This is a genomic window from Clostridium sp. LIBA-8553 (genome assembly GCF_057782465.1).
Genome location: NZ_CM173489.1, coordinates 2,285,758 through 2,311,073, shown reverse-complemented (window position 1 = coordinate 2,311,073; position 25,316 = coordinate 2,285,758). Strand labels below are relative to the sequence as shown.

The following is a 25,316-nucleotide window of genomic DNA, read 5'->3' as shown; positions in this document are numbered from 1 at the left end:
GGCCCTACTTTTATTTTTATAAGTAAGTGTATGAAGAGTAATTTGCTTTATAAAGTAAAATTTTATATACTATATACAAGTTAAATATGAATAATTTGACAATAAGTTAATATATTTTTAAAAGAAAGGAGATAGTATGTGGGATTCACTAAAAAAGAGTTATAATCATGTAAAAAATGCCATTAGGTTTTTAAGAGATAAAAAGAATTATGAAAATATAAAGAAATTACTAAAGAATTATAAAATACTAAGTGATATATCAAATATAATAGTATCCGCTTTAGTATTTTTAAGTGGTATTCTTTTAATAATTTCAGGAGTTTATCCTACAATATTTTATAAAATAAAATTTTTAGATACTATATATAGTTTATCATTCTTAAGATTTTCACATAGAGCTTCAGTTTTAATTGGATTGATGTTGATAATGACTTCAAAGGAAGTTTTCTTTAAAGTTAAAAGAGCTTATTATGTTACACTAACATTACTTATAATTGGAGGAGTCTTTGCATTTATAAAAGATTTAGATTATGCAGAGGGGATGTTTATTTTAGGAGTTATAATCCTATTAAGATTATCGAAGAAAAGCTTTTATAGAGAAAGTATTCCAATTAAAATAACTAAATTAAGCACAATATTAATTATTTTTTCATTTATAATAATTATATTTGCGAACTTTATACATAAATTTAATATACATTTTAGTAGAAACTATAGATATTATGTAGACTTTTTCCAAAGTACTAGAGGTTATTTAAGAATAGCTTTATATACTTATGTAGCATTCATAATATTCGTTATAATATGGTATTTGACTATGCCTAAAATAGAAAATGATGAGAGATATGTTGATGCAGATTTAGATAAAATATCAAAGTTTTATAGTGAAATAGATTATGGAACTATATTTTCTCATTTAGTTTATTTAAAAGACAAAAAAGTATTTTGGGCTAATGAAGGTAAGTCCTTAATAATGTATAGCAAATATAAGGATAAAATAATAGTTTTAGGAGACCCTATAGCTACTAGAGAAAATTTATATAGTAGTATAGAAGAGTTTCAGGAATTTACAGATTTATATGGATATGATGTTGTTTTTTATGAAATAGAGGAAAGAAACTTCTCTACGTATCATGATGCGGGGTATTATTTCTTTAAATTAGGAGAAGAAGCAGTAGTAAATTTAGAGGAATTTAATTTAGTTGGTTCTAAAAAAAGTGCATTTAGAAATACTTTAAGAAGAGTTGAAAGAGAAGGCTATAGTTTTCAGATTATAGAACCACCTTTTAATAAAGAAGTAATAGATCAATTAAAAGAAATATCTGATAAATGGTTAGGAAGTAGAAAGGAAAAGGGATTTTCTTTAGGGTGGTTTAGTGAAGACTATATACAAAGATCACCTATAGCCATTTTAAAGAATGAGGAAGAAAATAAGATTATGGGTTTTGTAACATTAATGGATGCTAATGATGGAGGAAGGACTATAGCAATAGATCTAATGAGAATAGATAAAGATGCTCCTAATGCCTCTATGGATTATTTAATGCTTAATTTATTCATAACTTTTAAAGAAAAAAGATATAAATATTTTAGTTTAGGAGAAGCACCATTGTCTAATGTAGGTTTTAATATGCACTCACATTTACAAGAAAAGCTAGCAAGATTAGTTTATAATAGCGGAAATATATTTTATAGCTTTGATGGCCTTAGAAGATATAAATCAAAGTTTTCACCTGTTTGGCAACCGAGATATTTAGCATATCCTAAATTTATGTCTTTACCAGAAGTGTTTATTAACCTATGCTCATTAATAGCTAATTCAAAAGAAAGAATAGAAAAAAAGTAATTTAAAGATAGTTTTCTATAATTTAAGAAAAAAGAGTCAGAGATAATTTTTATTATCTTTGACTCTTTTTATATTATACAGTATGCAAACTTTATTTATTATTTGTAAATTATATAGCAGCAATAAAAAGCTAGTTGAAAATCAGTAGTAAATTAAAAAAGATATATATTGAAGTTTTTTAAAAAAATAAGAGGAATATTTTTTTTTATACAGAATAAACAATAAGTTTTTAAATAGATATGAAAAATCTAAGGTTTTAGGTTAATATTTATCAAATGAAAATATTTTAAAGTGATTTTTAAGAGGTGTATAATAAGAATAAATATTTAATAAAATAAACTTTAAGATGTTTTATTAAGGAGGGTATAAATATGGGAAACTTTTTTTTAGAAAGTGATTTTAGAGCTTTTGATATAGACAAATCAAGAAGTAGAGATAAATTTATATTAGAAGGAAGACGAGTTACAGCTGATAAGTTAAGAGAATTAAATAATGCTGGACTTTTAGAATTTATGAATTCTAGAGGATTAAGTTCTCATTGGGAAAAGCAATATATAACAAGCATAACTTGGCCATTAAAGAGAGTTAACGATGAATATGTTGATAGAATATATTTATCTTACGGAAAAAATAGGGCTGATATTAGAAAGCTTATAAAAATGCTAAATCTTTTTCATGATATTGATGGAAATAGAATAGAAGATGATATGGTATTTAATTATATTCCTCAAATTCAATTAGGAATAGATGCTAATTCTTGGAATACAGCTTTATATTTAGATAAATACAGTACTATAGAACAAAGAAATCTTGTGAATAAAATAAGAAAAAATTATGAGCTTAAAGAAAACTTTAAAAATATCCTTATGGCTTTAGAAGATAAGGGTTATAAACTATACCTAATTAAGGATAATAACTCTAGAATTTATGAAAACGAATCAGACTATGTAGAGGATATAATAAGATATACAGATAGTGGAGAAAAATATGGTTTAACTATAAGAAAAGACTACGATAAAAAACACAATAGTAATTCGAGAAGTAAAATAATGGATTTTGTTAAAGGTGAATTTGATAACTTAATGGATGTTTATTATTTTGTTTCATGGGATTCATCTGAAAATGATTATTTAAGATAGTGAAAAAGACTAAATCTAAGATTTAATATCAACTTAGATTTAGTCTTTTTATATAGGTTATTGATTAAAAGTATAAGAATATTTAAGTAAATTAAATGTTTTTATTTAAATAGTTATTATTTTGATTAACTTTATTCTGAATAAGTCTTTTTATAGAAAAGAATAGCTTAGTAAATGATGAAATTAAAACAATTCCAGTGGCTAAAGAACCAGCTAACATTAATGTATTGCAACCAAGAGATAAAGCTTTATCTGTATTTCCTTTTAAAGTTTCTAGCATTGTATAAAACATACCTCCTCCAGGAACTAAAGGAATTATCCCACATACTAAGAATACTAATACAGGAACTTTTAATACTCTAGCTGAAATCTCAGAGAATAGAGATATAAAAACAGCTGCTAAAAAATAATTAAAATTTTCATTTGTGCTTATAAATTTTGAAGAAAAAAGATAAACAAACCATCCTAAACCACCACATAGAGAAGAAAAAATTAAATTCTTACCTTTTATATTAAAGATTATCCCAAAACCTAAAGCACTGAAAAAAGCATAAATTGAGTTGATTATTAGGTTCATAGAGTCATACCTCCATATTGATTTATTAATATAGATAAAATACTAGCGCTTCCAATAGCAATTCCGACAGCTATTAAAAATGCTTCAATAAATTTTGCACTTCCAGCAACTAATTCTCCATCTATGATATCACGAAGTGAGTTAGTTATAGCAAGTCCAGGGACTAAAGGCATTAAAGAACCTATTATTATTTCATTTAGATTAGGAGCAATATTTAATTTTACTGCAAGAAAGGCTAATAATGATGCTAAAGCTCCAGATATTATATTAATAAAAAAATTGTTTGTCTTTAAAATATTTAAAAAATATGAAAGAATGCAAAGTACTATTCCTATAAAACCAGAGGCAAGAGCATCTTTTATGTTTCCTCCAAAGAGCAGAGTAAATGAAGAAGCTGTAATTAAATAGCCTAATATCTTTATTTTAAGAGAATACTCTTTTTCATTAGCTATATTAATTAGTTTATTTTCAGCATCTTCAATAGAAACTTTGTTAAAGGCTACTTCTCTTGAAAGATTATTTAATTTATGTATTTTATCTAAATTAGTACTTCTACTTGTTACTCTACTAGTCCTTGAAATGGCACTTTCACCAACTTTTATTGTTATTATTATGTTTGTAGGAATTACAAAAACATCAACTTTTTCTATTCCATAAGCTAAACAGATTCTGTTCATGGTTTCTTCAACTCTATATGTTTCAGCTCCATTTTCAAGCATTAATGTACCAAGTTCAGTTGAAAAATTGATAATTCTGTTAAAATCCATAGGTACCTCCAATAAGCATATAAGATTAATATGAAATTATTAGATTATTTCAATATTTCATTTCTATTATACCTTATTATAAAGGCTTTAAATTAAAAAAAATGAAAAAACAACATGATTTTCAATGAAAAGTGTCTAATGAATTTATATTTATAATTTAGAACTTTTTAGATTGTCTCGAAACTCTAATTGCTTATTAAGATGCTCTTACAGTTATATATAAAAATCAATACTAGTTTAATTATTGCACCCTAAGCATAAGGTGGTATGTATATTTCCTTTTATATTAAATATTATTCTAAATCCTAATGCACTAAAGAATACATAAAGTGGGTCTAAAAATAAATTCATAGAGACATAACTCCATACTAATTTATTAATATAGATAAAATTCCAGAGCTTCCAATGGCTATGCCTACAGCTATTAAGAATGCTTCAATAAACTTAGCACTTCCAGCAACTAAATCTCCAGCTATTATGTCACGAAGGGAATTAGTTATGGCAAGTCCAGGCACTAAAGGCATTAATGAACCTATTATTATTTCATTTAAGTTATTAGCTAGATTTAATTTTATGGAGAAAAGGGCTAGTAATGAGGCTAAAGCACCTGACAATATATTTATGAAAAAATTATTTGTCCTTAAAATATTTAAAAAGTATGAAAGAAGACATAATATTATTCCAATAAATCCTGAAGCTAGGGCATCTTTTACATTCCCTCCAAAGAGTAAAGTGAAGGAAGAGGCTGTGATTAAAAATCCTAGCATTTTTACTTTAAGAGAATATTCATTTTCAGAAGTTATTTCATTTAAAGTAATTTCTGCAGCCTCAATAGATACATTATTAAAAGCTATATCTCTTGAAAGATTATTAAGCTTTGAAATTTTATCTAAATTAATAGTTCTATTTTTAACTCTTTTAGTTCTTGAAATAGCATCATCATCAATTTTTATTGTTATTATTATATTTGTAGGTATTACAAATACATCAACCTTATTTATTCCATAGGCTAAGCAGATTCTACTCATGGTTTCCTCAACTCTATAAGTTTCAGCTCCATTTTCAAGCATTAAGGTTCCAATATCTGTGGATAAATTTATAATTCTATTAAAATCCATATTTCCTCCTATAAGTATGTAAATGCCAATATAAGATTAATAGTAAAATATTGTTTTAAGATGTATATTAAGTTAAAATATTGTGAATTTATGTGAAATGAGTAATTTTATAAATTTATTCATATTAATTTTATTAATTAACAGATACTTAAGAGTATGAATATACTATATGGGTAATTTTTTATTGGAGGATTTTTATGGCTATTTTGGATGCTAAAACAGGTAATATAAAAAGTAAGTTTTCAAATGATAGAGTTATACTTAAGGGAAAATATCCAGTAGAAAAAGGTCAATTTGCAGATGAATTAGAATTAAATGTTTATTTAGAAGGAAATGTGGGAAGTATAGTAAAAAAAATACCTTATGGTGGGTATTATATGCAATTATTTTTAGGAGATTTTTTAGGAAATGGAAGAGATAGTATATTAGTTCAAGGGAGGTTTCCGGGATCAGGAGGAATAGCTATTTTACTATTATACGATTATTATAATGGAGAAATACGAGAACTAACTAATCAGTGGGAAATAAGCAATAGGAATAAAGCTAGTATAAAGTACTTACCTAATTATAAAATAGAAATTTTTTTTAGTGAACAAGAAAAATACCTTTTAGACATTTCTTACAAAGAAAAGTCATATTTAAATCTTATATATGATGATAAAGGGAATGTAAAAACACAGGTAAATGCAGAAGTATCAGATATTAATAATTATTATGTAATTAAAGAAATAGAAGAGGATAAATATGATCTATTAATACGTCAAAATATTATAGGAATAGTATTAGTTGATATTATAGGCATAGTACAAAGTAAAGTTATATTTAGTAATGATGGAAAGTTTGATATTAAAGATAGAGAATTAGTTATAAGTATAAAATAGAATTTTAAGGAATAATATGATTAATTGTAACTTAATGTATAAAATGGTATAATAGAGATAAAATATTATATTTATAAGAAATTACAATATCTTTTAGGATGAGGGGATTACTATGGTAGTTAAAGAGAAAAAGAAAAATTGTAAAAAACTTGCGGTAAAGAATAATGGTAACGTTACCGAGAAAAGGGAGAAAGAGGATAAAAAAAGTAGAAATGACAAGAATAAGGATGCTTTAATGGATTTAGATTTGTTTTTAAATGGAAAAGAACATTCTGCATATAATTTTATGGGAGCACATTTTGTCACAGAAAATAGAAGAAAAGGTGTAAGATTCACTACATGGGCTCCTAGAGCAAGTAAGATGTATATTATAGGTGATTTTTCTAATTGGGAAATTAAAGAAGAGTATTCCATGAAAAAGATAAATGAGAGAGGAATATGGAGTTTATTTGTACCTAAATTAGAAGAAGGGATTAAATATAAGTTCGCAGTAATTAATGAGTGTGGAAACAATACAGTTTATAAAGCAGATCCATATGCTTTTAAATCAGAATTAAGACCAGATACAGCTTCCGTATTAACTAAAATAAAGAATTTTAGATGGGGAGATAAAAGATGGCTTAACAAGAGAGAAAAAGAAAACTTAGATAATAGACCTATGAATATATATGAGCTTCATTTAGGTTCTTGGAAAACAAAAGATGGAGAATTTATGACCTATGAAGAAATAAGTGAAGTCTTGCCAAGTTATATAAAGGAAATGGGATATACTCATGTTGAATTCATGCCAATAAATGAACATCCTTTAGATGCTTCATGGGGCTATCAAGGTGTTGGATATTATTCAGTAACAAGTAGGTATGGTGATTTAAATGGTTTAAAAATACTTATAAATACACTACATAAAAATAATATAGGGGTTCTACTAGACTGGGTACCTAGTCACTTTTGTAAGGATGAACATGGGTTATTTATGTTTGATGGTTCGCCGACTTATGAATATCAAGCCTGGTGGAAGGCAAACAATGAAGGCTGGGGAACTTGTAATTTTGATTTAGGGAGACCAGAAGTTAAGTCATTTTTATTTTCCAATGCTATGTACTGGATAAATGAATTTCATATAGATGGTTTAAGAGTAGATGCAGTTTCAAATATGCTTTATTTAGATTATGGAAGAGGATATGGTGAATGGGAGGAAAATATTTATGGTGGAAATGGAAATCTTGAAGCTATATCCTTCTTAAAGGAATTAAATACAATAATAAAATCAGAAGGAAAAGGAGCTATTACAATAGCTGAAGAATCAACTTCATGGGAAGGAATAACTAAGCCCGTTGAAGAAGGTGGATTAGGTTTTAATTATAAGTGGAATATGGGATGGATGAATGACACTTTAAGCTATATAGAACTTGATCCTATATATAGAAAATATCATCACAATAAGATGAATTTTTCTATGATGTACAATTATTCAGAAAAGTTTATATTACCAATATCTCATGATGAAGTTGTTCATGGGAAAAAATCTCTTATAAATAAAATGTGGGGAGATGATTGGAAAAAGTATGCAGGCTTAAGATTGTACTCTTTATTTATGATTGGACATCCGGGTAAGAAGTTAATGTTTATGGGATGTGAATTTGGCCAGTTTGTTGAATGGAGAGAATGGGAGGAGCTTCAATGGAATGTTATTGAAGAATTTGATATACACAGAAAAACTCAAGAATACTTTAAAATTTTAAATCATTTTTATTTAGAAAATAAATCTTTATGGGAACTTGATTATGAAGAAAAGGGTTTTAGGTGGATTGATGCTGATAATTCAGAACAGAGTGTATTTTCATTCATAAGAAATGGAAAAAATAAAAATGAAAAATTAATATTTATATGTAATTTTACTCCAGAGGTTTATTATGATTTTAAGGTAGGAGTACCTGAATTAGGAGAATATATAGAAGTTTTAAATTCAGATGCTTCAGAATTTGGTGGTGCAGGTAATATTATGGGAAGTACTATCATAAAAGCTAAGGAAGAAAAATTTAAGGATTTTGATTATTCAATAAAGGTTAAAGTACCACCATTAGGAACTTTAGTCTTAAAATTAAAATAAAAAGCAGGAAAAGCTACTATAAATCTATTGACATAATATTATTTTGCTTTGGATAAATAGTAGCTTTTGGTACATAAAAGATTATATAGAGGAGTATCCAAAATGTTTAATTCTGTAAAGAAAAAACTTGTTTATTATAATGATAATGAATATTATATAGAGATTAGTCCTTTAACTAACACATTAAGAGTGGCCTTAAGTTGTAAAGGGGTTATTGAGGCATATCTAGTTGGAGATTTTAATAACTGGGAGAAAAATAATGACTTTAAATTAAATTGGGGATTAGATACCAATGATGGAAGAGTAAAAATGATGAAAGATATAACTTTTCCTCATGGCTTAAAAAAAGGTGAATATAAATATGGATATATAATAATTACTTTAGATGGTAAAGAGATCAACATAAATAATTGGAATAATAAACAAAATAATTTTTCTTTTTTTTGGTGTCCTTTCGAGGAATTATTAGAGATAAAAAGTTCTATGGATTTTGTATCAAAAGAATATCCAGTCGAATTGGTAGTAGTTAAAAATTCATTTTATGGAAATATAACAATTGAAGATGCAATTTTATCTTTAGAGAATAACCCAAAAGGAGTAAAAATAGAGAATGGCTATTTAAAAGTTTATGGAGATGTAGAAAGTGGAACGAAGATTTTAATAAAAGCTTATGATACATCAAGTAATATGACTGCATATAAAGAAATAGAGGTTAGAGCTGAGGGAGAAAAGAAGACTTTTGTTCAATTTATAAAAGATGATGGTTTATATTATGGAGAAAATTTTAGTTGGAATCTTTGGGCTTTTGGAGAAAATAATTTAGGCAAGGAACTTAATTTAAATATAAAGACGGATTTAGGTGTAGGTACTTTTATAGATGAGGAAAAGTTTATAATAAGAAAAAGAACATGGGGATATGGTTGGGTTAATGACTGGGATGAACAAACATATACCTTTAATTTAAATAAAGAAGAATGTAGCTTATTCTGTATATATGAAAATAATAAAATATTAACATCATTAAAAGAGGCTATAGAAGAAACAACACCTAAAATACAAGTGGCTTTAATGGATCATAGAAATACTATAAAAGCATATCTTTCTCATAAACCTTTAATAGGAATAAAATATGCATTATATATAAATGGAATAAAGGCTAGTGGTATATCAACTATAGTGAGAGAAAATGAAAAAGAGCTGTTAATAACCAATTTACCTAATGATATACACCCTTCAGACCTTTTGGAAATAAGAGCTTCAAGCATGTTTTCAAGTTGCAAAGTGATCGCAAGAGATTATTTAAATGATTTTTATTATGGGGGAAATGATTTAGGTATAAGGTTTAGTGAGGATAATATAAATTTAAGGCTATGGGCTCCAACAGCTAAGCGAGTTGAGGTATTAGTATATGATAATTATAAAGATCTAAATGAAGAGCCTTTAAGAAAATATGAAATGAATAAAGAAAAGGAAAATGGAACTCACCTAATAGCAATTCCTAGAGAAGAAAATGAAGGTAAGTATTATTTATATAAACTATACTTCAATGACTTAAGTATTAGTGGAGAACATATAAGTAAAAATACCTATGCTGTAGATCCATATGCCATAGCTGTTGGTGTAAATGGAGAAAAGGGAGTTTTAATTGATTTATCTAGCAAAGAATGTGTACCAGAAGAGTGGAACAAATACAATAAACCTAAATTAATTAATAAAGAGGATTCCATATTGTATGAAATGCATGTTAGAGATTTCACCATAAATGAAAATTCTGGAGTTTCTAAAAAGTTTAGAGGAAAATTTTTAGGAATTGTGGAAGAAGGAACTTCCTATACTAATGAAGAAAGTGGAATTAGAGTTAAAACGGGTTTAGATCATTTAAAAGAGTTGGGAGTAACTCATGTTCATATGCTTCCGGTTTTTGATTTTGCTTCTGTTGATGAAGAAATAATTAATGATGAAAATAATAGAAATTGGGGCTACGATCCTAAGAATTTTAATGCAATAGAAGGAAGTTATTCAACAGATCCATATACTCCATCAGTAAGAATAAGAGAGTTTAGAGAGATGGTTAAAAAGCTTCATGATAATGGGATAAGAGTAGTATTAGATATGGTATATAATCATATGTATGAAACTAGGAATATGGATAATATTGTGCCTGGTTATTATTTTAGAAGTGATAAATTTGGAAAATATACCAATGGATCAGGGTGTGGAAATGAGATGGCCTCTGAGAAGCCAATGGTTAGAAAATTTATTGTAGATTCGATACTACATTGGATTAAAAATTATCACATAGATGGCTTAAGATTTGATTTAATGGAGCTCATAGACTTAGATACAATAAAAGAAATAGTAAAAAGAAGTAAAGAGATTGATGATAAAATACTCATTTATGGAGAGCCTTGGAAAGGAGGAAATTCACCTTTGACTAATGGCACATATAAAGGAAGTCAGAAGGGGTTAGGATTTTCTATATTTAATGATGAATTTAGAAATGCATTAAGAGGTAATAATAATCCATCAAATGGTTTCATAAATGGAGAACAACACAATAAGAATAAAGCATGGCAAGTAATAGAGGGAATAAAAGGGTCTATAAATTCTATTACCTATAAGCCTATAGAAAGTATAAACTATTTAGAAGCTCATGATAACTATACATTATGGGATCAAATAGTTAAAAGTCAAAACTATAGTGTAGAAAAAGGACATTATAGAGATTTGTATGATAAAAATTTATTAGATAATTTTTATGTTAAAGAAGATTTGCTTGGAGCTGGCATAATTTTTACTTCTCAAGGACTACCTTTTATTCAATCTGGAGCAGAATTTTTAAGAACAAAGGATGGAGATCACAATAGTTATAAGAGCCCAGATAAAATAAATGCTTTAAATTGGGAAGATAAAGAAAAGTATATTGATGTTTTTAACTACTACAAAAACCTAATAAGTCTAAGAAAAAGGCATAGTGCTTTTAGAATGAAGGAACCTGAAGAGGTAAGAAAAGATTTAGATGTTTATTTTTATGAAGGAAATGATACAAGTGGTGTTATAATAGCTCACTTTAAAAATTATGCTAATGGAGATATTTGGAGAAATATAGTTGTTATATATAATGGAACAACTATTGACGATTATAATGTTAACTCCTCAATGCCAAAATCAGCTAATGGTTTTTGGAATATCATAGCTAAGAATGGGGTTATAAATGAAGATATTATAGAACAGGTTAGGGATTGTGAGATTCCTAAGATAAAATCACATTCTATGATGATACTATATGATGAAGAAGAGATTTAAGATAAAATAACATTTTATAAATAATTTAGACAAGATTGCACAAAATAAATTTGTGTGGTCTTTTTTATTGGCTATGTTTTAGGTGATTGTTGATTTTTAGCTAGTCCTTTAGACCTAGCTTAATTTCGCAAAGTATTGCTATCATCTACTTCAGAATAATAGCTAAAGGTTAAGTGAAAGTCCAAATTTTCAATTTGGCATCTTGAACTTATACAATCGAACTATAGTGAGATTGTATTCCTTTTTAGAGTACGCTTAAACAGAAAAAGCTTCTTAACGCTATTATTCTTGCGTAGATAAAATGAGACTTAATTCAGAGATAGCTAATGCGAACTCTGAATTTTAGCTATAGGAAATGCAATACTAGATGCTCATTAATATGGTCGTACAGTTCTATCTAAAAATTAACAATAGTTTAAAATAGAGTTGTTATTGGAAATAATAGTAACAATCAAGAGTATTAGTAATATAATTAAATATAGAAGAGCTTATAATTATGTAAAGCGATGGTTAAAAGGAGAAAGTTATGAAACGAACTTTAAATATACTAAATATATGTGAGAAAAGTTTAGCTTATAGAGATTATCATGAAAGTATTTTGAGATTCATAAAAAAATATACTGAAAATGAACTAGAGACTGAGGAAAGAAGAAATGTAGAGAAGTTAAGAAAGATAAATAATATAAATTATTTATTAGAACAAAAGAAGCTAGATTTTTTTTGGAGAATGAATAGAATTTTTCAAGAACTAGATTATGAGGAACTAAAGGAATTAAGAAAAGATGTTGAAAGTTATGAAATAAAAAGAAATATTAATGAAGTTATAAAAAGAAGAAGTGATGAAAAATAATAAAGTGAAATACTTTTTGTAGTATTTCACTTTATTATTTGAAAGATTATTTTACAACCTCTCCATCCCATTTAGATATTCCATCCTTCATGTGAACAAGATTAGTAAAACCATTTTCTTTTAATATATCCATAGCATCAGCACTTCTATTTCCTGTTTTACAGTAAACTAAAACTAATTCGTCTTTAAATTTTTCTATATCGCCTAAACTCTCTTTTAGCTCATCAACTGGTATTTGAATAGAATTTTTTAAATGACCTTCTGCAAATTCATCTTCATTTCTTACATCTAATATTAAAGTAACTTCACCCTCGTTTATAAGTTTTTTAGATTCTTCTATAGAAATATCTTTCGCAACAGGCTCAGCTGGTGTTTCCTTTGGAGAGTCTGAATTCTCTTGTGATGTAGTTGAATTATTAGCTTCTTTTTTCTCAGTATTATTAGCACCACAACCTATAAATAAACTTGCTGTTAAAGTTAAACTAAGTAATAATAATGATAATTTTTTCATAAAATCCTCCCTAATTTCAAATATTTATATATAAAATTTAACATATTATTACAAAATAAGGAAATTAAAAAACTGTTAATATTTAAAGATGAAGTTAAGGTTGTTGACAATTACTTTAATAGTCTTTATAGTTAACTATGTGAAATTATGTTTATAATAGAGTGATTAAATAGAATTTAATCAAAAATTTTAATATCTAAAGATAGATTTTTCTAAAATGGAGATGAACAATGAGAAAAAACAAACTATCAATTAAAACAATTGTGGCTATAGGAATAGGCTCAGCAGTTTTTATGATATTGGGTAGATTCGGATCTTTACCTACAGGGATTCCTAATACAAATATAGAGACTGCTTATGCATTTTTAGCATTAATGGCTTTATTATATGGACCTTTAGCTGGTTTTTTAATAGGATTCATAGGACATGCTTTAAAGGATATAGTATTTTTTGGATCGCCTTGGATAAGTTGGGTTTTTGCTTCGGGTATAGTAGGTTTAATAATTGGTTTAGGAGCTAGAGTTATAAAGATTGATCAAGGAGTATTTAAGTTAAAACAAATAGTTATATTTAATTTAATACAAATAACTGCAAATGCAGTGGCTTGGTTTTTAGTAGCGCCAACTTTAGATATATTAATTTATTCAGAACCAGCAAATAAGGTTTACTTACAAGGGGCAATAGGTGGAATTTCTAATATGGTTACTGTTGGAGTTTTAGGAACTATTCTAATAGCTAATTATGCTAAAACAAGAATACAAAAAGGTAGCTTAAGAAAAGAATATTAGAAATACATAAGGTTGTCGGAAATATATTTTCAGACAACCTTTTTTATGAGTTCCATTTATTTTAGATTACTAATATAAAGGAGATTGATATGGAAAGAAAAGCAATAATAGAGTTTAAAAATTTTACTGCTCATTATACAGTTCAATCAAAAGCAACTTTAAACAATATAAATTTAACTATATATGAAGGAGAGAAAGTTCTTATTGCTGGTCCTTCAGGATCAGGAAAAAGTACGCTGGCTAACTGTATAAATGGATTAATACCTTTTTCAAGTGATGTTGAAATTTCAGGAAGTTTAAAAATAATGGGAAAAGAGACTAAGGATTTAAGTGTCTTTGAAATATCTAAGATGGTTGGAACAGTTCTTCAAGATCCTGATAGTCAGTTTATTGGATTAACTGTAGCCGAGGATATAGCATTTAAATTAGAAAATAACTGTACATCACAAGAAGAAATGAAGAAAAAGGTTAAGGATGTATCAGAAATAGTTGATATAGAAAATAGTTTGGATGTGGCTCCATATAGTCTTTCTGGTGGACAAAAACAGAGAGTTACTTTAGCTGGTACTATAGTTGATGATGTAGATATACTTCTTTTTGATGAACCTTTAGCAAGTCTAGATCCAGCAGCAGGTAAAGCTTCTATAGAACTTATAGATAAAATACAAAAAGAAGAAAATAAAACAGTTATAATAATAGAGCATAGATTAGAAGAGGTTTTAAGTTGCGATGTAGATCGAATAATACTTATGAATGAAGGAGAGATTATTGCAGATACAACTCCTAATGAAATCTTAGCTTCTAATAAATTAAAAGAGTGCGGAATAAGAGAGCCTTTATACTTAACAGCTCTTAAATATAGTGGATATGAGTTATCCCCTGAAATGAAACTTGAGCATGTAAATAAGTTAAAGCTTGATGATGATGGAGAAAAGTTAAAAGAGTGGTATAAAGGATTAAAAGCTAATTCTTCAATAAAAGAAAATGATACATTATTAGAATTTAAGAATCTATATTTTTCTTATGATAAGAAGAGAGATATATTAAAAGATATCAACTTTAAGGTTAATAGGGGAGAAATAGTAAGCATAGTTGGTAAAAATGGTGCTGGAAAATCTACTATATCTAAACTTATATGTGGTTTCTTTAAACAGTCAAAGGGAGATATAATCTTTGATGGAGAAAGTTTAGAGGGAAAAACAATTAAGGAAAGAGGAGAAGAAATTGGCGTTGTTCTTCAAAATCCAAATCAAATGATTTCTAAAACAATGATTTTTGATGAAGTTGCTTTAGGATTAAGAGTTAGAGGAATAAGTGAAGAAGAAGTTAAGGAGAGAGTAATTGAAACTTTAAAAATCTGTGGATTATATCCTTATAGAAATTGGCCAATTTCTGCATTAAGTTTTGGACAGAAAAAGAGAGTTACTATAGCATCTATATTAGTTTTAAACCCTAAAGTTATAATACTTGATGAACCAACAGCAGGACAAGACTACAGACATTATAATGAAATAATGGAATTCCTTCTTAAACTTAATAAAAAAGGAGTTACAATAATTTTAATAACTCATGACATGCACTTAATGCTTGAATATACAGATAAGGCTATTGTAATTTCTAATGGAGAAAAAATAGCTGATACGACATCAGCAGAAATACTTACGGATAAAGAAGTCATAGAAAAGGCTAGTTTAAAAGAGACCTCACTATATGATTTAGCCTTAAAATTTGAAATAGAAAATCCTAAAGACTTTGTTTGTAAATTTATTGACTTTGATAGGGAGGAGAGAAAATAGTGGATGCAATGCTTACTTATATAAAGAAAGATTCACCTATTGATAGACTAACAGGTGCAACTAAACTAATTTGCTTTATACTTTGGACTTTAGCAGCCATGCTTACATATGATACTAGAATATTAATCGGTATGCTTATATTTAGTTTAATTATATTCAAAGTATCAAAAATACAATTTAAAGAAGTAGCATTTATAGTGTATTTTATATTATTCTTTTTACTTTTAAATGACTTAGCTATTTTTATATTTTCTCCTTATGAGGGAGTACATATATACGGGACAAGACATGATATATTTCATATAGCTGGACCATATACGTTAACATGGGAACAATTATTTTATGAGTTTAATGTAACATTAAAATATTTATCAGTTATACCTATGGCACTTTTATTTATACTTGCAACAAATCCAAGTGAATTTGCAGCATCTTTAAATAAGATAGGAGTTAGCTATAAAATTGCTTATTCTGTATCAATAGCTTTAAGATACATACCAGATATTCAAAGAGAGTATCATGATATATCATTTGCTCAGCAAGCTAGAGGAATAGATATGTCTAAGAAAGAAAAACTTGGCAAGAGAATTAAAAATATGTCATCAATTCTAATGCCACTTATTTTCTCAAGCTTAGATAGAATAGAGAACATAAGTACAGCTATGGAGCTTAGAGCCTTTGGAAAGAAGAAAAAAAGAACTTGGTACAATACAAGAAAATTTTCTAAGGGAGATTATATAGCTATTATTGTTGTTGCTTTAATATTTGTGGCATCATTATGGTGTACATTTAATAACGGAAGTAGATTTTATAATCCTTTTATAGGATAAAAAAGAGAAGAGGTAATCTTCTCTTTTTTTTATTAAATAAAATAGAGTACGTAATAAGTAAGGATGATGTATCTAAAGTAAATTTAAAAAGAAGAATTACTTAAATAAACTGTCTCTTAAAGTTAAAGGAGGTATATTATTAATAAATTATAAATAAAAAATAGTTGAATAAATTTTAAAAGGTATTTGTTTGAAATAAATACCTTTTTTCTTGTATGTTTTTAGAGTGAATGTAAAATAATTAGTTAAATATTAATAAATATTAAATAAAGTGTTGAAATTGTTAATAATTATAGGTATATTTGTAGGAGAGAAGTTTAGATGGAATTTTCAAATTTAAGGAGAGTATAAATGTATGAGAATCAGAAAGAAGAGAAGAAATTAAGAAGAAAATTATTTTTTAAATTTTTTAACTACAATTTCTTAAAAGATAGAAATATAGAATATAAGGAATTTAGATATGGAGATAATAAGAAGGACTATTACAGATTATATAAAGGATATGATAAAAGAAAGCCTACTATATTTTTTGTACATAGTGATGGAGCTTGGAACGGAAGTCCAAAAGGATGCGCTGCCATAGGAAAGTTTTTTTATAAATATGGATTTAGTGTAGTCATTCCTTCTTATGAATTAGCTCCAGAGCATAAGTATCCAGTTCAAGTGGAGAACATATTTTCAGCCTTTAAACATTACATAGAAAATAGCAAACCAAACAGAGTAGTTGTTATGGCATACTATTCAGGAGCTGAATTGGCTGCAAATCTAGTTTATAATGAGGATATGAAAGAAAAATATAATATAGATAATAATATTTTATCTTCATTCATAACCTTAGGAGGTACATTAGATTTTAGTCAATGTAATTCAAAAGAGTATGAAAAGTACATAAAAAGATATTTGCACAGTAAAGAACAAATTTTTGAGGTTAATCCAATAAATTTGGTAACAGCATATTCTCCTAAAATGCCAGTATTGTGTGTACATGGTTCTAAAGATTGTATAGTTAGCGCTGAAAACTCTAAAAGATTTGTGGAAAAAGTAAACAAATTAAAAGGAAATGGACAGTTTTTAGAATTAGAAGGATATCATCATGCAGATTTGCAGAATTTGTTTATAGGTCTAGGAACTAAAAAAACTGGAGATATAATGAGTTTTATTAATAGATGTTAATTTGTTATTTAGATCATAGTAATAATTTTTACTATGATCTTTTTTATTTGGATTTATTTTGAGTAAATGTTAATTTTTAGCTAGCTCTTTAGACTTAGCTGAAAATAAACAATATTTTAAAACAGAGCCTTTTATTTAAAGAAGAGTTTTATGTTAAATTAATAATTTGAATAAGCTTCTATTTACTAAGAATAAACATTAGTAATTGAAAGTATACATTATTATATAGATTAAAGTGATTTAACTATGGAAACTATAAAAAAATAATAAAAATATGAAAGCGCTTTCTTATATAATTTTATAATTATTAATAAACTAAAAATAACTTGTATATAAGATGTTAATAAATGAAAAAACGAAAGGTAAAAAAATACATAAATCGATAAAAAAGTATATAATATATAAATTGCAAGTTATATAAAATAACAAATTATGTCTAATTATTATAAAATGAAAATAAAATATTAAAATAAAAAAAACATCATAGAAGGACATCGCTTTCACAGTTTAATATAATCTTGTAAATTCGAACATTGAGTTTAAAATAGCTTATGAATATTAGCTTATTACATTTTAATTATTAACTTAACTTACAAGTCAATATATAAGCTTTTAAATAAGAATTTTTTTACAGGTATTAAGGAGGAGTATTAAATGAAAAAGAAATTTCTTTCTGCTGTGTTAGCAGTACTTACAACGGCTACTTTACTTGCTGGATGCGGTAGTTCAAGTGATGGACAGGCGTCAGGTGATGCTGGAGCTAAGGGGAATAAAATGAAGGTTGGAATGGTTACAGATGCTGGTACTATAGATGATAAATCATTCAACCAAGGAACTTGGGAAGGAATTGAAAAGGCTAAGGCTGATTTAGGAATAGAAAATAAGTACTTAAAACCAAGTGGTACAACAGAGGCTGATTACTTAAAAGAAATAGGAAATCTTTATGATGCAGGATTTAAGTTTGTAGTAACTCCAGGATTTAAATTTGAAACAGCTATATATAAAGCACAATCAAAATACCAAGATTCTAAGTTTGTAATATTAGATGGTGCACCTCACTCAGGTGAAAAAGATGCTAAGCCAGAAGTTGCAGAAAATACAGTAGCTATATTCTTCGCAGAGGAGCAAGCTGGATTTATGGCAGGAGTTGCTACAGCTCTTGAACTTAAAGAAGGAGAATTAGGATTCATAGGTGGTATGGAAATCCCACCAGTACAAAAGTTTAACTGGGGATTCCAACAAGGGGTAGCATTTGCTAATGAAAAATTAGGAACTAAGATGTCACTTCAAGAAAAAAATGTTATATATCAAGGAACATTTGATGATGCTGCTGCTGGTGGTCAAATAGCTGCTCAAATGTATGACAGAGGAGTTAAAGCTATATTCTGTTCTGCTGGTGGAGTTGGTGTAGGAGCTATACAAGAAGCTAAAAACAGAACTGCTTCAGGAGATGAAGCTTGGATAATAGGTGTTGACGTTGACCAATATGAAGATGGTATATATGAAGGGGATAAATCAGTAATACTTACTTCAGCTGTTAAGAGAATTGATCACGCTTCATACGATATGATAAAGAAAGAATTAGATGGAGAGTTCCCAGGTGGACAAACTTTAACGTATGATGCATCAAATAATGGGGTTGGCTTACCAGATAAGAATCCAAACTTAAGTGAAGAAACAATGACTGAAGTAAATAAAATATTTGAACAGTTAAAGAATGGAGAAATAAAGGTTTCTAATGAGCAAGGAGACTTAATAAAGTAATTTAAAACTCAAGGAAGTTTTTATTAAGGAGATGGGGCTTCCCTCTCCTTTTATTTATATCAAAATAATAATAAAAATTTTAATTGGGTAATTGAGAGATAGGGTAAGGTTAATTATTAAAAGTATAGAGTTTTTAGTATTAAGGAGGATAACTTATGGAATATGTAGTAGAGATGCTGAATATCCGTAAAGAGTTTCCTGGTATAGTAGCAAATGATAATATAACTTTGCAACTAAGAAAAGGAGAGATACATGCTTTGCTTGGAGAAAATGGAGCAGGTAAATCTACTTTGATGGGAATTCTTTTCGGAATGAATCAGCCTGATAAAGGAATTATAAAGGTTAAAGGTAAAGAAGTTAAAATTACAAATCCTAATGTTGCTAACGATTTAGGGATTGGTATGGTTCATCAACATTTTAAACTAGTTGAGAATTTTACAGTAACTCAAAATATAGTTTTAGGATGCGAGCCTAAAATTCTATTTGGCTTAGGAATGGACTTAAATAAGGCGGCTAAGAGAATCGAAGAACTATCAAAGCAATATGGTCTAAATGTTGATCCTTATGCAAAGATAGAGGATATATCTGTTGGTATGCAACAAAGAGTTGAAATATTAAAAATGCTTTATAGGGATGCGGATGTTCTTATATTAGACGAGCCTACAGCAGTCTTAACTCCACAGGAAATAGATGAACTTATAAAGATAATGAAAAATCTTATAAATGAAGGTAAATCAATAATAATCATAACTCATAAGCTTAAGGAAATAAAAGCAGCTGCAGATAGATGTACTGTTATAAGAAGAGGAAGATATATTGGTACTGTAGATGTTAAAACTACTAGTGAAGCTGAAATGGCTAAAATGATGGTAGGAAGAGAAGTTTCATTTAAAGTTGATAAAAAACCAGCGAATCCAGGTGAAGTAGTATTAGATATAAAAAATCTTTCAGTTAAAAATAATAAAAAAGTTTTAGGATTAAAAGATTTTTCTATTGATGTTAGAGCAGGAGAAATTGTAGGGATAGCTGGAGTAGAAGGTAATGGGCAAAGTGAACTTATTGAAGCTATAACTGGTTTAAGAAAGAGTGAAAGTGGAACTATAAACTTTAAAAATGGTGATATAACTGGAGAATCTATAAGAAATAGGATTAATTCAGGTATTGCACACATTCCAGAGGATAGACATAAGAGAGGCTTAGTTCTAGATTACACAATTGAAGATAATATGGTTCTAGAGGTTTATAACAAGAAACCATTCTCTAGCAAGGGGCTATTAAACAGAAAAGAAATAAAAAAATACGCAGAAAAAATAATAAACGAGTTTGATGTAAGATCTGGAGAAGGAGCAGATTCTATTGCTAGATCTTTATCAGGAGGAAATCAACAGAAGGCAATTATAGGACGTGAAATAGAGTTGAATCCTGAACTTTTAATAGCGGCACAGCCAACTAGAGGACTTGATGTAGGTTCTATAGAATACATTCATAAGAGACTTGTAGAGCAAAGGGATAAAGGAAAAGCAGTACTTTTAATATCTCTTGAATTAGATGAAATATTAAATGTTTCAGATAGAATTGCAATAATAAATAATGGTGAACTTATAGGTATTGTAAATGCAGATGAAACTAATGAAAATGAAGTAGGTCTTATGATGGCTGGTATAAAAGGAGGACAAAAGCATGAAGTTTAAACAGTTAATTATATCTTTAATGGCTATTGTTTTAGGACTAATTGCTGGGGCTGTTTTAATGGCTATTATGGGTCATAATCCAATAGAAGGATATTCTTTCTTATTCCAAGGTGGACTTATGAACATAGAAAGAATAGGAAATACCTTAGCCACAGCTACACCTCTTATACTAACGGGACTATCATTAGCATTTGCTTTTAAAACAGGATTATTTAACATAGGTGCTCCAGGACAAATGCTTATGGGTGGATTTTTCGCTACAGCAGTAGGATTAACAGTGGAATTACCAACTCCAATATTACTTCCATTAATGATTATTGCAGGTATACTTGGAGGCGCTTTATGGGCATTTATTCCAGGTGCTTTAAAAGCTAAGTTTAATGTTCATGAGGTTGTTTCAACAATCATGATGAACTGGATAGCATATTGGATAATTTATTATATGGTTCCTATGTATTTTAAAGGAGAGTTTTTAGAAACTGAGTCAGCACAGCTTCCAGCTTCAGCTACTTTGAGAATACAAGCTCTTACAGATTTCTTCCAAGGATCATTTATAAATATGGGTATATTAATCGCTATTGTTTCTGTATTTGCTATTTGGTTTATATTAAATAAAACAGTTTTAGGGTATGAATTAAAGGCTGTTGGATTCAATAGAGATGCCGCAGAATATGCAGGTATTTCAGTAAATAGAAACATAGTATTATCAATGATGATAGCTGGTGCTTTAGCAGGACTTGCAGGTGTTGTTCAATACACAGGAAATGCTACAAGCATACAAATAGGGGTTATGCCAACACAAGGATTTGATGGAATAGCAGTTGCTTTACTTGGTGCAAGTAACCCTATAGGAGTTTTATTCTCAGCTTTATTCTTTGGTATTTTATATACAGGAAAAGGATTTATGAATGCTATGACAAGCATACCTCCAGAAATAGCAGATACTATAATGGCTACAATTATTTACTTTGCTGCTACAAGTGTAATAATGGAGAGAGTATTTAATAAATTACAAAAAAGAAAGAAAGATAAATTAAATAAAAATGCAAATCAGGAAACAACTAAAGAAAGGGTGGTGAGCAAGTAATGTGGGAAACAATTCAACAAATATTTCCGTATGCTATAGCCTTTACTATACCTCTTTTAATAACCGCATTAGGTGCTTTATTTTCTGAAAGAAGTGGTGTAGTAAATATAGGACTTGATGGACTTATGATTGTAGGATCTTTTACTGGAGCCTTTACAGTTTCAAAACTTCAAGAAGCTATGCCAGGAAGCTCACTTCCTTTATGGATTGGTTTAGGAGTTGCAATGTTAGTTGGAGTACTATTCTCATTACTTCATGCCTTTGCAAGTATAAACTTAAATGCAAACCAGGTAATAAGTGGTACAGCTATAAATATGATAGCTGGGGCATTAACAGTATTCTTAGCTAGAAATATGACAGGGAGTGGTAATATCAGAATAATTCAAGGTTTTATACAACAGGATATTCCGGTTTTATCTTCAATACCTATAATAGGGGATTTATTCTTTACAAAAACTTATGCAACTACATGGTTAGTGATTATAATACTTGTAATAAGTACATTCTTTTTATATAAAACAAGTTTTGGTTTAAGACTTAGAGCTTGTGGTGAACATCCTCAAGCTGCAGATGCTGCAGGGATAAATGTTTATAAAATGAGATATCTAGGAGTTATGATATCAGGGGCATTCGCATCTCTTGGTGGAGCTGTAATTCTTGTGACTTATGGAGGAGAGTTTACAGGAAGTGTTGCTGGCTTAGGATTCTTAGCATTAGCAGCTTTAATATTTGGTCAATGGAAACCATGGGGAATATTGGGAGCAACTTTATTCTTTGGATTCGCAACAACTATAGCTAACGTATCTCAAATAGTACCATCACTTTCAACTATACCTCCAGTAATACTTAAGGTATTCCCTTATGTTGTTACTTTAATAGCATTAATAGTATTTTCTAAGTCTTCTCAAGCACCTAAGGCTTCTGGAGAGCCATATCAAAAGGATAAGAGATAATACAAAGATTAAGACCTTATCTATGAATATGATTTTAGTTATATTCATAGATATAAGGTCTTTTTTTATTCATATAAAACATAATATGAATCTATATTGATTTGATCGCAATATTTATATTATTAAAGTAATGAGCCATAATATATTTAAGAAAAATTTGAATGGAGGAATTTTTATGTTAGCTAAAAATTTTTTGGAATTTAAAAATTGGTGTGTTATTGGTGATGTTGGGAATGAAAAAAAGTATGCATACAGAATTTTAAATAAACTTAAAGAAAATGGATATAATGTGGGTGGAGTTAATTCAAGAGGAGGAGAGGGCATATATAAAAGTTTATCAGAAGTGCCTTATGATATTGAAGTTATAGATTTATGTATAAATCCTATTAGAGGAATAGAGTTTATTAAAGAAGTTAAAGAGTTATCAATAAATAAGGTTTTAATTCAACCAGGAGCTGAAAGTGAAGAGATTTTAAAGTTTTGTAGTGAAAATAACATAGAAGCTATTGAAGGATGTGCACTAGTTGAATTAAGTAAAAGGTAAGATGTTAAAAAGTTCGTATGATAAAGAAAAAAATATTTATTGGATAAATTTCTAGAGAAATAATATGTTTTTATACGTATTATTTTATCGCTATAAACTATCAATATACGTATATTATTAGAAAAATGACAAAAAAACTTATTAATTTCATTTTTTCGACAAAAATATTCGGGAAAAGTATTGAAAAATACAAAAAATCTGATAATATATTAAAGGTGCTTTAGAAAAACAGATGAAAGAAAGAGTGAGATTATGGAAAAATTCTTCAAGCTTAAGGAAAATAATACTGACGTAAAAACGGAATTTATTGCTGGATTAACTACTTTTATGACAATGGCTTATATACTTATAGTAAATCCATCAATATTATCAGCGGCAGGAATGGATCAAGGAGCTGTGTTTACGGCAACTGCCTTATCAGCAATAATAGCAACTTTAATAATGGGACTTTATGCTAAGTTACCATTTGCACAAGCTCCAGGAATGGGGTTAAATGCTTTCTTTGCTTATACAATAGTTATTCAAATGGGATATTCATTTGAATTTGCTTTAACAGCAGTTTTATTAGAAGGAATAATATTTATACTTTTAACTATATTTAATGTGCGTGAAGCCATAGTAGATTCAATACCAAAAGGAATAAAAAATGCTATATCAGTTGGTATAGGATTACTTATTTCTTTAATAGGTTTAGAGGGTGCAGGAATAGTAGTGCATACAGATGGAGGAACTATAGTTTCTTTAGGAAACATAGTTTCAGGACCAGGACTTTTAGCAATAATAGGGTTATTAATAACAAGCGTTTTAATAGCTAAAAATGTTAAAGGTGCTTTATTCATAGGTATGATAGTTACAGCTATTATAGGAATACCTATGGGAATAACTCCAATGCCAAGTAGTATTGTTAGTATGCCACCATCACTTGCGCCTACTTTCTTCAAATTTGATTTCCACAATATATTTTCAATTGATATGGTAATAGCATTATTTACATTACTATTCATGGATATGTTTGATACAATAGGAACTTTAGTAGGGGTTGCTACAAAGGCTAAAATGGTAGATAAGGATGGAAAAGTTCCAAATATGAAGAAAGCATTATTTTCAGATGCTATAGGAACAACAATAGGAGCTTGCTTAGGAACAAGTACAGTTAGTACTTTTGTAGAGAGTGCTTCAGGGGTAGCAGAAGGAGGAAGAACTGGATTAACAGCTGTTTCAACAGCATTTATGTTCTTCTTAGCATTATTCTTTGCACCTTTATTTACAGTCATAACTCCAGCAGTTACAGCATCAGCATTAATATTAGTTGGATTATTTATGATAGAACCAATAAAGGAAATAGATTTACATGACTTTACAGAGGCTATACCAGCATTTTTAACAATAATCATGATGCCATTTGCTTATTCAATATCAGATGGTATAGTATTTGGTGTTATATCATACATAGTGTTAAAATTATTCACAGGAAAAAGAAAAGAAATAAGTTTAACCACTGTGATTTTAGGATTAATATTCCTACTTAAGTTTGCAATATAATAATTATTTACTTTATGGACTATATGAATTTATCATATAGTCC

20 protein-coding genes are annotated in these 25,316 nt (G+C 28.2%); 16 read left to right on the top strand and 4 right to left on the bottom strand.

The features are described 5' to 3' along the window. The first annotated feature begins 136 nt into the window (after positions 1 to 136). Both AC2JAQ_RS10160 and AC2JAQ_RS10155 read left to right on the top strand, forming a co-directional pair. Positions 137 to 1,846: a phosphatidylglycerol lysyltransferase domain-containing protein gene (locus AC2JAQ_RS10160; RefSeq protein WP_488456357.1), complete on the top strand. Its 1,710-nt coding sequence runs from the start codon at positions 137 to 139 to the stop codon at positions 1,844 to 1,846. A gap of 371 nt (positions 1,847 to 2,217) precedes the next feature. Next, positions 2,218 to 2,985: a hypothetical protein gene (locus AC2JAQ_RS10155; protein WP_488456356.1), complete on the top strand. Its 768-nt coding sequence runs from the start codon at positions 2,218 to 2,220 to the stop codon at positions 2,983 to 2,985. Positions 2,986 to 3,076: 91 nt separating this feature from the next. Here AC2JAQ_RS10155 and AC2JAQ_RS10150 read toward each other — a convergent pair whose 3' ends face one another. From AC2JAQ_RS10150 to AC2JAQ_RS10140, 3 genes are all read right to left on the bottom strand, one after another. Then, a complete protein-coding gene (locus tag AC2JAQ_RS10150; protein ID WP_488456355.1) occupies positions 3,077 to 3,562 on the bottom strand; it encodes a threonine/serine exporter family protein in 486 nt (161 codons plus the stop codon). Further along, complete coding sequence (locus AC2JAQ_RS10145; protein ID WP_488456354.1) at positions 3,559 to 4,329, bottom strand: threonine/serine exporter family protein; 771 nt, start codon at positions 4,327 to 4,329, stop codon at positions 3,559 to 3,561. Before AC2JAQ_RS10145 ends, AC2JAQ_RS10150 begins: the two co-directional genes overlap by 4 nt. Before the next feature lie 368 nt (positions 4,330 to 4,697). Next, on the bottom strand, positions 4,698 to 5,447 hold the full coding sequence (locus AC2JAQ_RS10140; protein WP_488456353.1) for a threonine/serine exporter family protein: 750 nt from the start codon (positions 5,445 to 5,447) through the stop codon (positions 4,698 to 4,700). Between the two features lie 197 nt (positions 5,448 to 5,644). Here AC2JAQ_RS10140 and AC2JAQ_RS10135 point away from each other — a divergent pair, with 197 nt between their 5' ends. The 4 genes from AC2JAQ_RS10135 to AC2JAQ_RS10120 all read left to right on the top strand — a co-directional run bounded on the left by AC2JAQ_RS10135 (position 5,645) and on the right by AC2JAQ_RS10120 (position 12,594). Then, on the top strand, positions 5,645 to 6,328 hold the full coding sequence (locus tag AC2JAQ_RS10135) for a hypothetical protein (RefSeq protein WP_488456352.1): 684 nt from the start codon (positions 5,645 to 5,647) through the stop codon (positions 6,326 to 6,328). A gap of 112 nt (positions 6,329 to 6,440) precedes the next feature. Continuing rightward, positions 6,441 to 8,438: a 1,4-alpha-glucan branching protein GlgB gene (gene glgB / locus AC2JAQ_RS10130; RefSeq protein WP_488456351.1), complete on the top strand. Its 1,998-nt coding sequence runs from the start codon at positions 6,441 to 6,443 to the stop codon at positions 8,436 to 8,438. 102 nt (positions 8,439 to 8,540) lie between these two features. After that, on the top strand, positions 8,541 to 11,744 hold the full coding sequence (gene pulA, locus AC2JAQ_RS10125) for a type I pullulanase (RefSeq protein WP_488456350.1): 3,204 nt from the start codon (positions 8,541 to 8,543) through the stop codon (positions 11,742 to 11,744). Positions 11,745 to 12,270: 526 nt separating this feature from the next. Beyond that, a complete protein-coding gene (locus AC2JAQ_RS10120) occupies positions 12,271 to 12,594 on the top strand; it encodes a hypothetical protein (RefSeq protein ID WP_488456349.1) in 324 nt (107 codons plus the stop codon). 46 nt (positions 12,595 to 12,640) lie between these two features. Here the strand turns inward: AC2JAQ_RS10120 and AC2JAQ_RS10115 are convergent, their stop codons facing one another. Beyond that, entirely contained in the window at positions 12,641 to 13,105 is a 465-nt protein-coding gene (locus AC2JAQ_RS10115) for a rhodanese-like domain-containing protein (protein ID WP_488456348.1), read from the bottom strand. A gap of 230 nt (positions 13,106 to 13,335) precedes the next feature. Here AC2JAQ_RS10115 and AC2JAQ_RS10110 point away from each other — a divergent pair, with 230 nt between their 5' ends. The 10 genes from AC2JAQ_RS10110 to AC2JAQ_RS10065 all read left to right on the top strand — a co-directional run bounded on the left by AC2JAQ_RS10110 (position 13,336) and on the right by AC2JAQ_RS10065 (position 25,273). After that, positions 13,336 to 13,893, top strand: a complete 558-nt coding sequence (locus AC2JAQ_RS10110; protein ID WP_488456347.1) for an ECF-type riboflavin transporter substrate-binding protein — start codon at positions 13,336 to 13,338, stop codon at positions 13,891 to 13,893. An 89-nt stretch (positions 13,894 to 13,982) separates the two neighbouring features. Next, positions 13,983 to 15,689, top strand: coding sequence for an ABC transporter ATP-binding protein (locus AC2JAQ_RS10105; RefSeq protein WP_488456346.1), 1,707 nt, complete (start codon positions 13,983 to 13,985; stop codon positions 15,687 to 15,689). Then, positions 15,689 to 16,519, top strand: a complete 831-nt coding sequence (locus tag AC2JAQ_RS10100) for an energy-coupling factor transporter transmembrane component T family protein (RefSeq protein ID WP_488456345.1) — start codon at positions 15,689 to 15,691, stop codon at positions 16,517 to 16,519. The genes AC2JAQ_RS10105 and AC2JAQ_RS10100 overlap by 1 nt, the downstream gene beginning before the upstream one ends. A 351-nt stretch (positions 16,520 to 16,870) precedes the next feature. Further along, positions 16,871 to 17,692 carry an alpha/beta hydrolase gene (locus tag AC2JAQ_RS10095; RefSeq protein WP_488456344.1) on the top strand — a complete coding sequence of 274 codons (822 nt, stop codon included), beginning with the start codon at positions 16,871 to 16,873 and terminating at the stop codon, positions 17,690 to 17,692. A gap of 654 nt (positions 17,693 to 18,346) precedes the next feature. Further along, a complete protein-coding gene (locus AC2JAQ_RS10090) occupies positions 18,347 to 19,456 on the top strand; it encodes a BMP family lipoprotein (protein WP_488456343.1) in 1,110 nt (369 codons plus the stop codon). 155 nt (positions 19,457 to 19,611) lie between these two features. Next, positions 19,612 to 21,147, top strand: a complete 1,536-nt coding sequence (locus AC2JAQ_RS10085; protein WP_488456342.1) for an ABC transporter ATP-binding protein — start codon at positions 19,612 to 19,614, stop codon at positions 21,145 to 21,147. Continuing rightward, on the top strand, positions 21,137 to 22,234 hold the full coding sequence (locus AC2JAQ_RS10080; protein ID WP_488456341.1) for an ABC transporter permease: 1,098 nt from the start codon (positions 21,137 to 21,139) through the stop codon (positions 22,232 to 22,234). Before AC2JAQ_RS10085 ends, AC2JAQ_RS10080 begins: the two co-directional genes overlap by 11 nt. Further along, positions 22,234 to 23,187, top strand: a complete 954-nt coding sequence (locus AC2JAQ_RS10075) for an ABC transporter permease (RefSeq protein ID WP_488456340.1) — start codon at positions 22,234 to 22,236, stop codon at positions 23,185 to 23,187. Before AC2JAQ_RS10080 ends, AC2JAQ_RS10075 begins: the two co-directional genes overlap by 1 nt. A gap of 175 nt (positions 23,188 to 23,362) precedes the next feature. Further along, the gene (locus AC2JAQ_RS10070; RefSeq protein WP_488456339.1) at positions 23,363 to 23,731 is read left to right on the top strand and encodes a CoA-binding protein; all 369 of its coding nucleotides are present in this window, start codon (positions 23,363 to 23,365) and stop codon (positions 23,729 to 23,731) included. A gap of 252 nt (positions 23,732 to 23,983) precedes the next feature. After that, positions 23,984 to 25,273 (top strand): NCS2 family permease, encoded by a 1,290-nt coding sequence (locus AC2JAQ_RS10065; RefSeq protein ID WP_488456338.1) that lies wholly within the window; start codon positions 23,984 to 23,986, stop codon positions 25,271 to 25,273. Positions 25,274 to 25,316 lie beyond the last annotated feature (43 nt).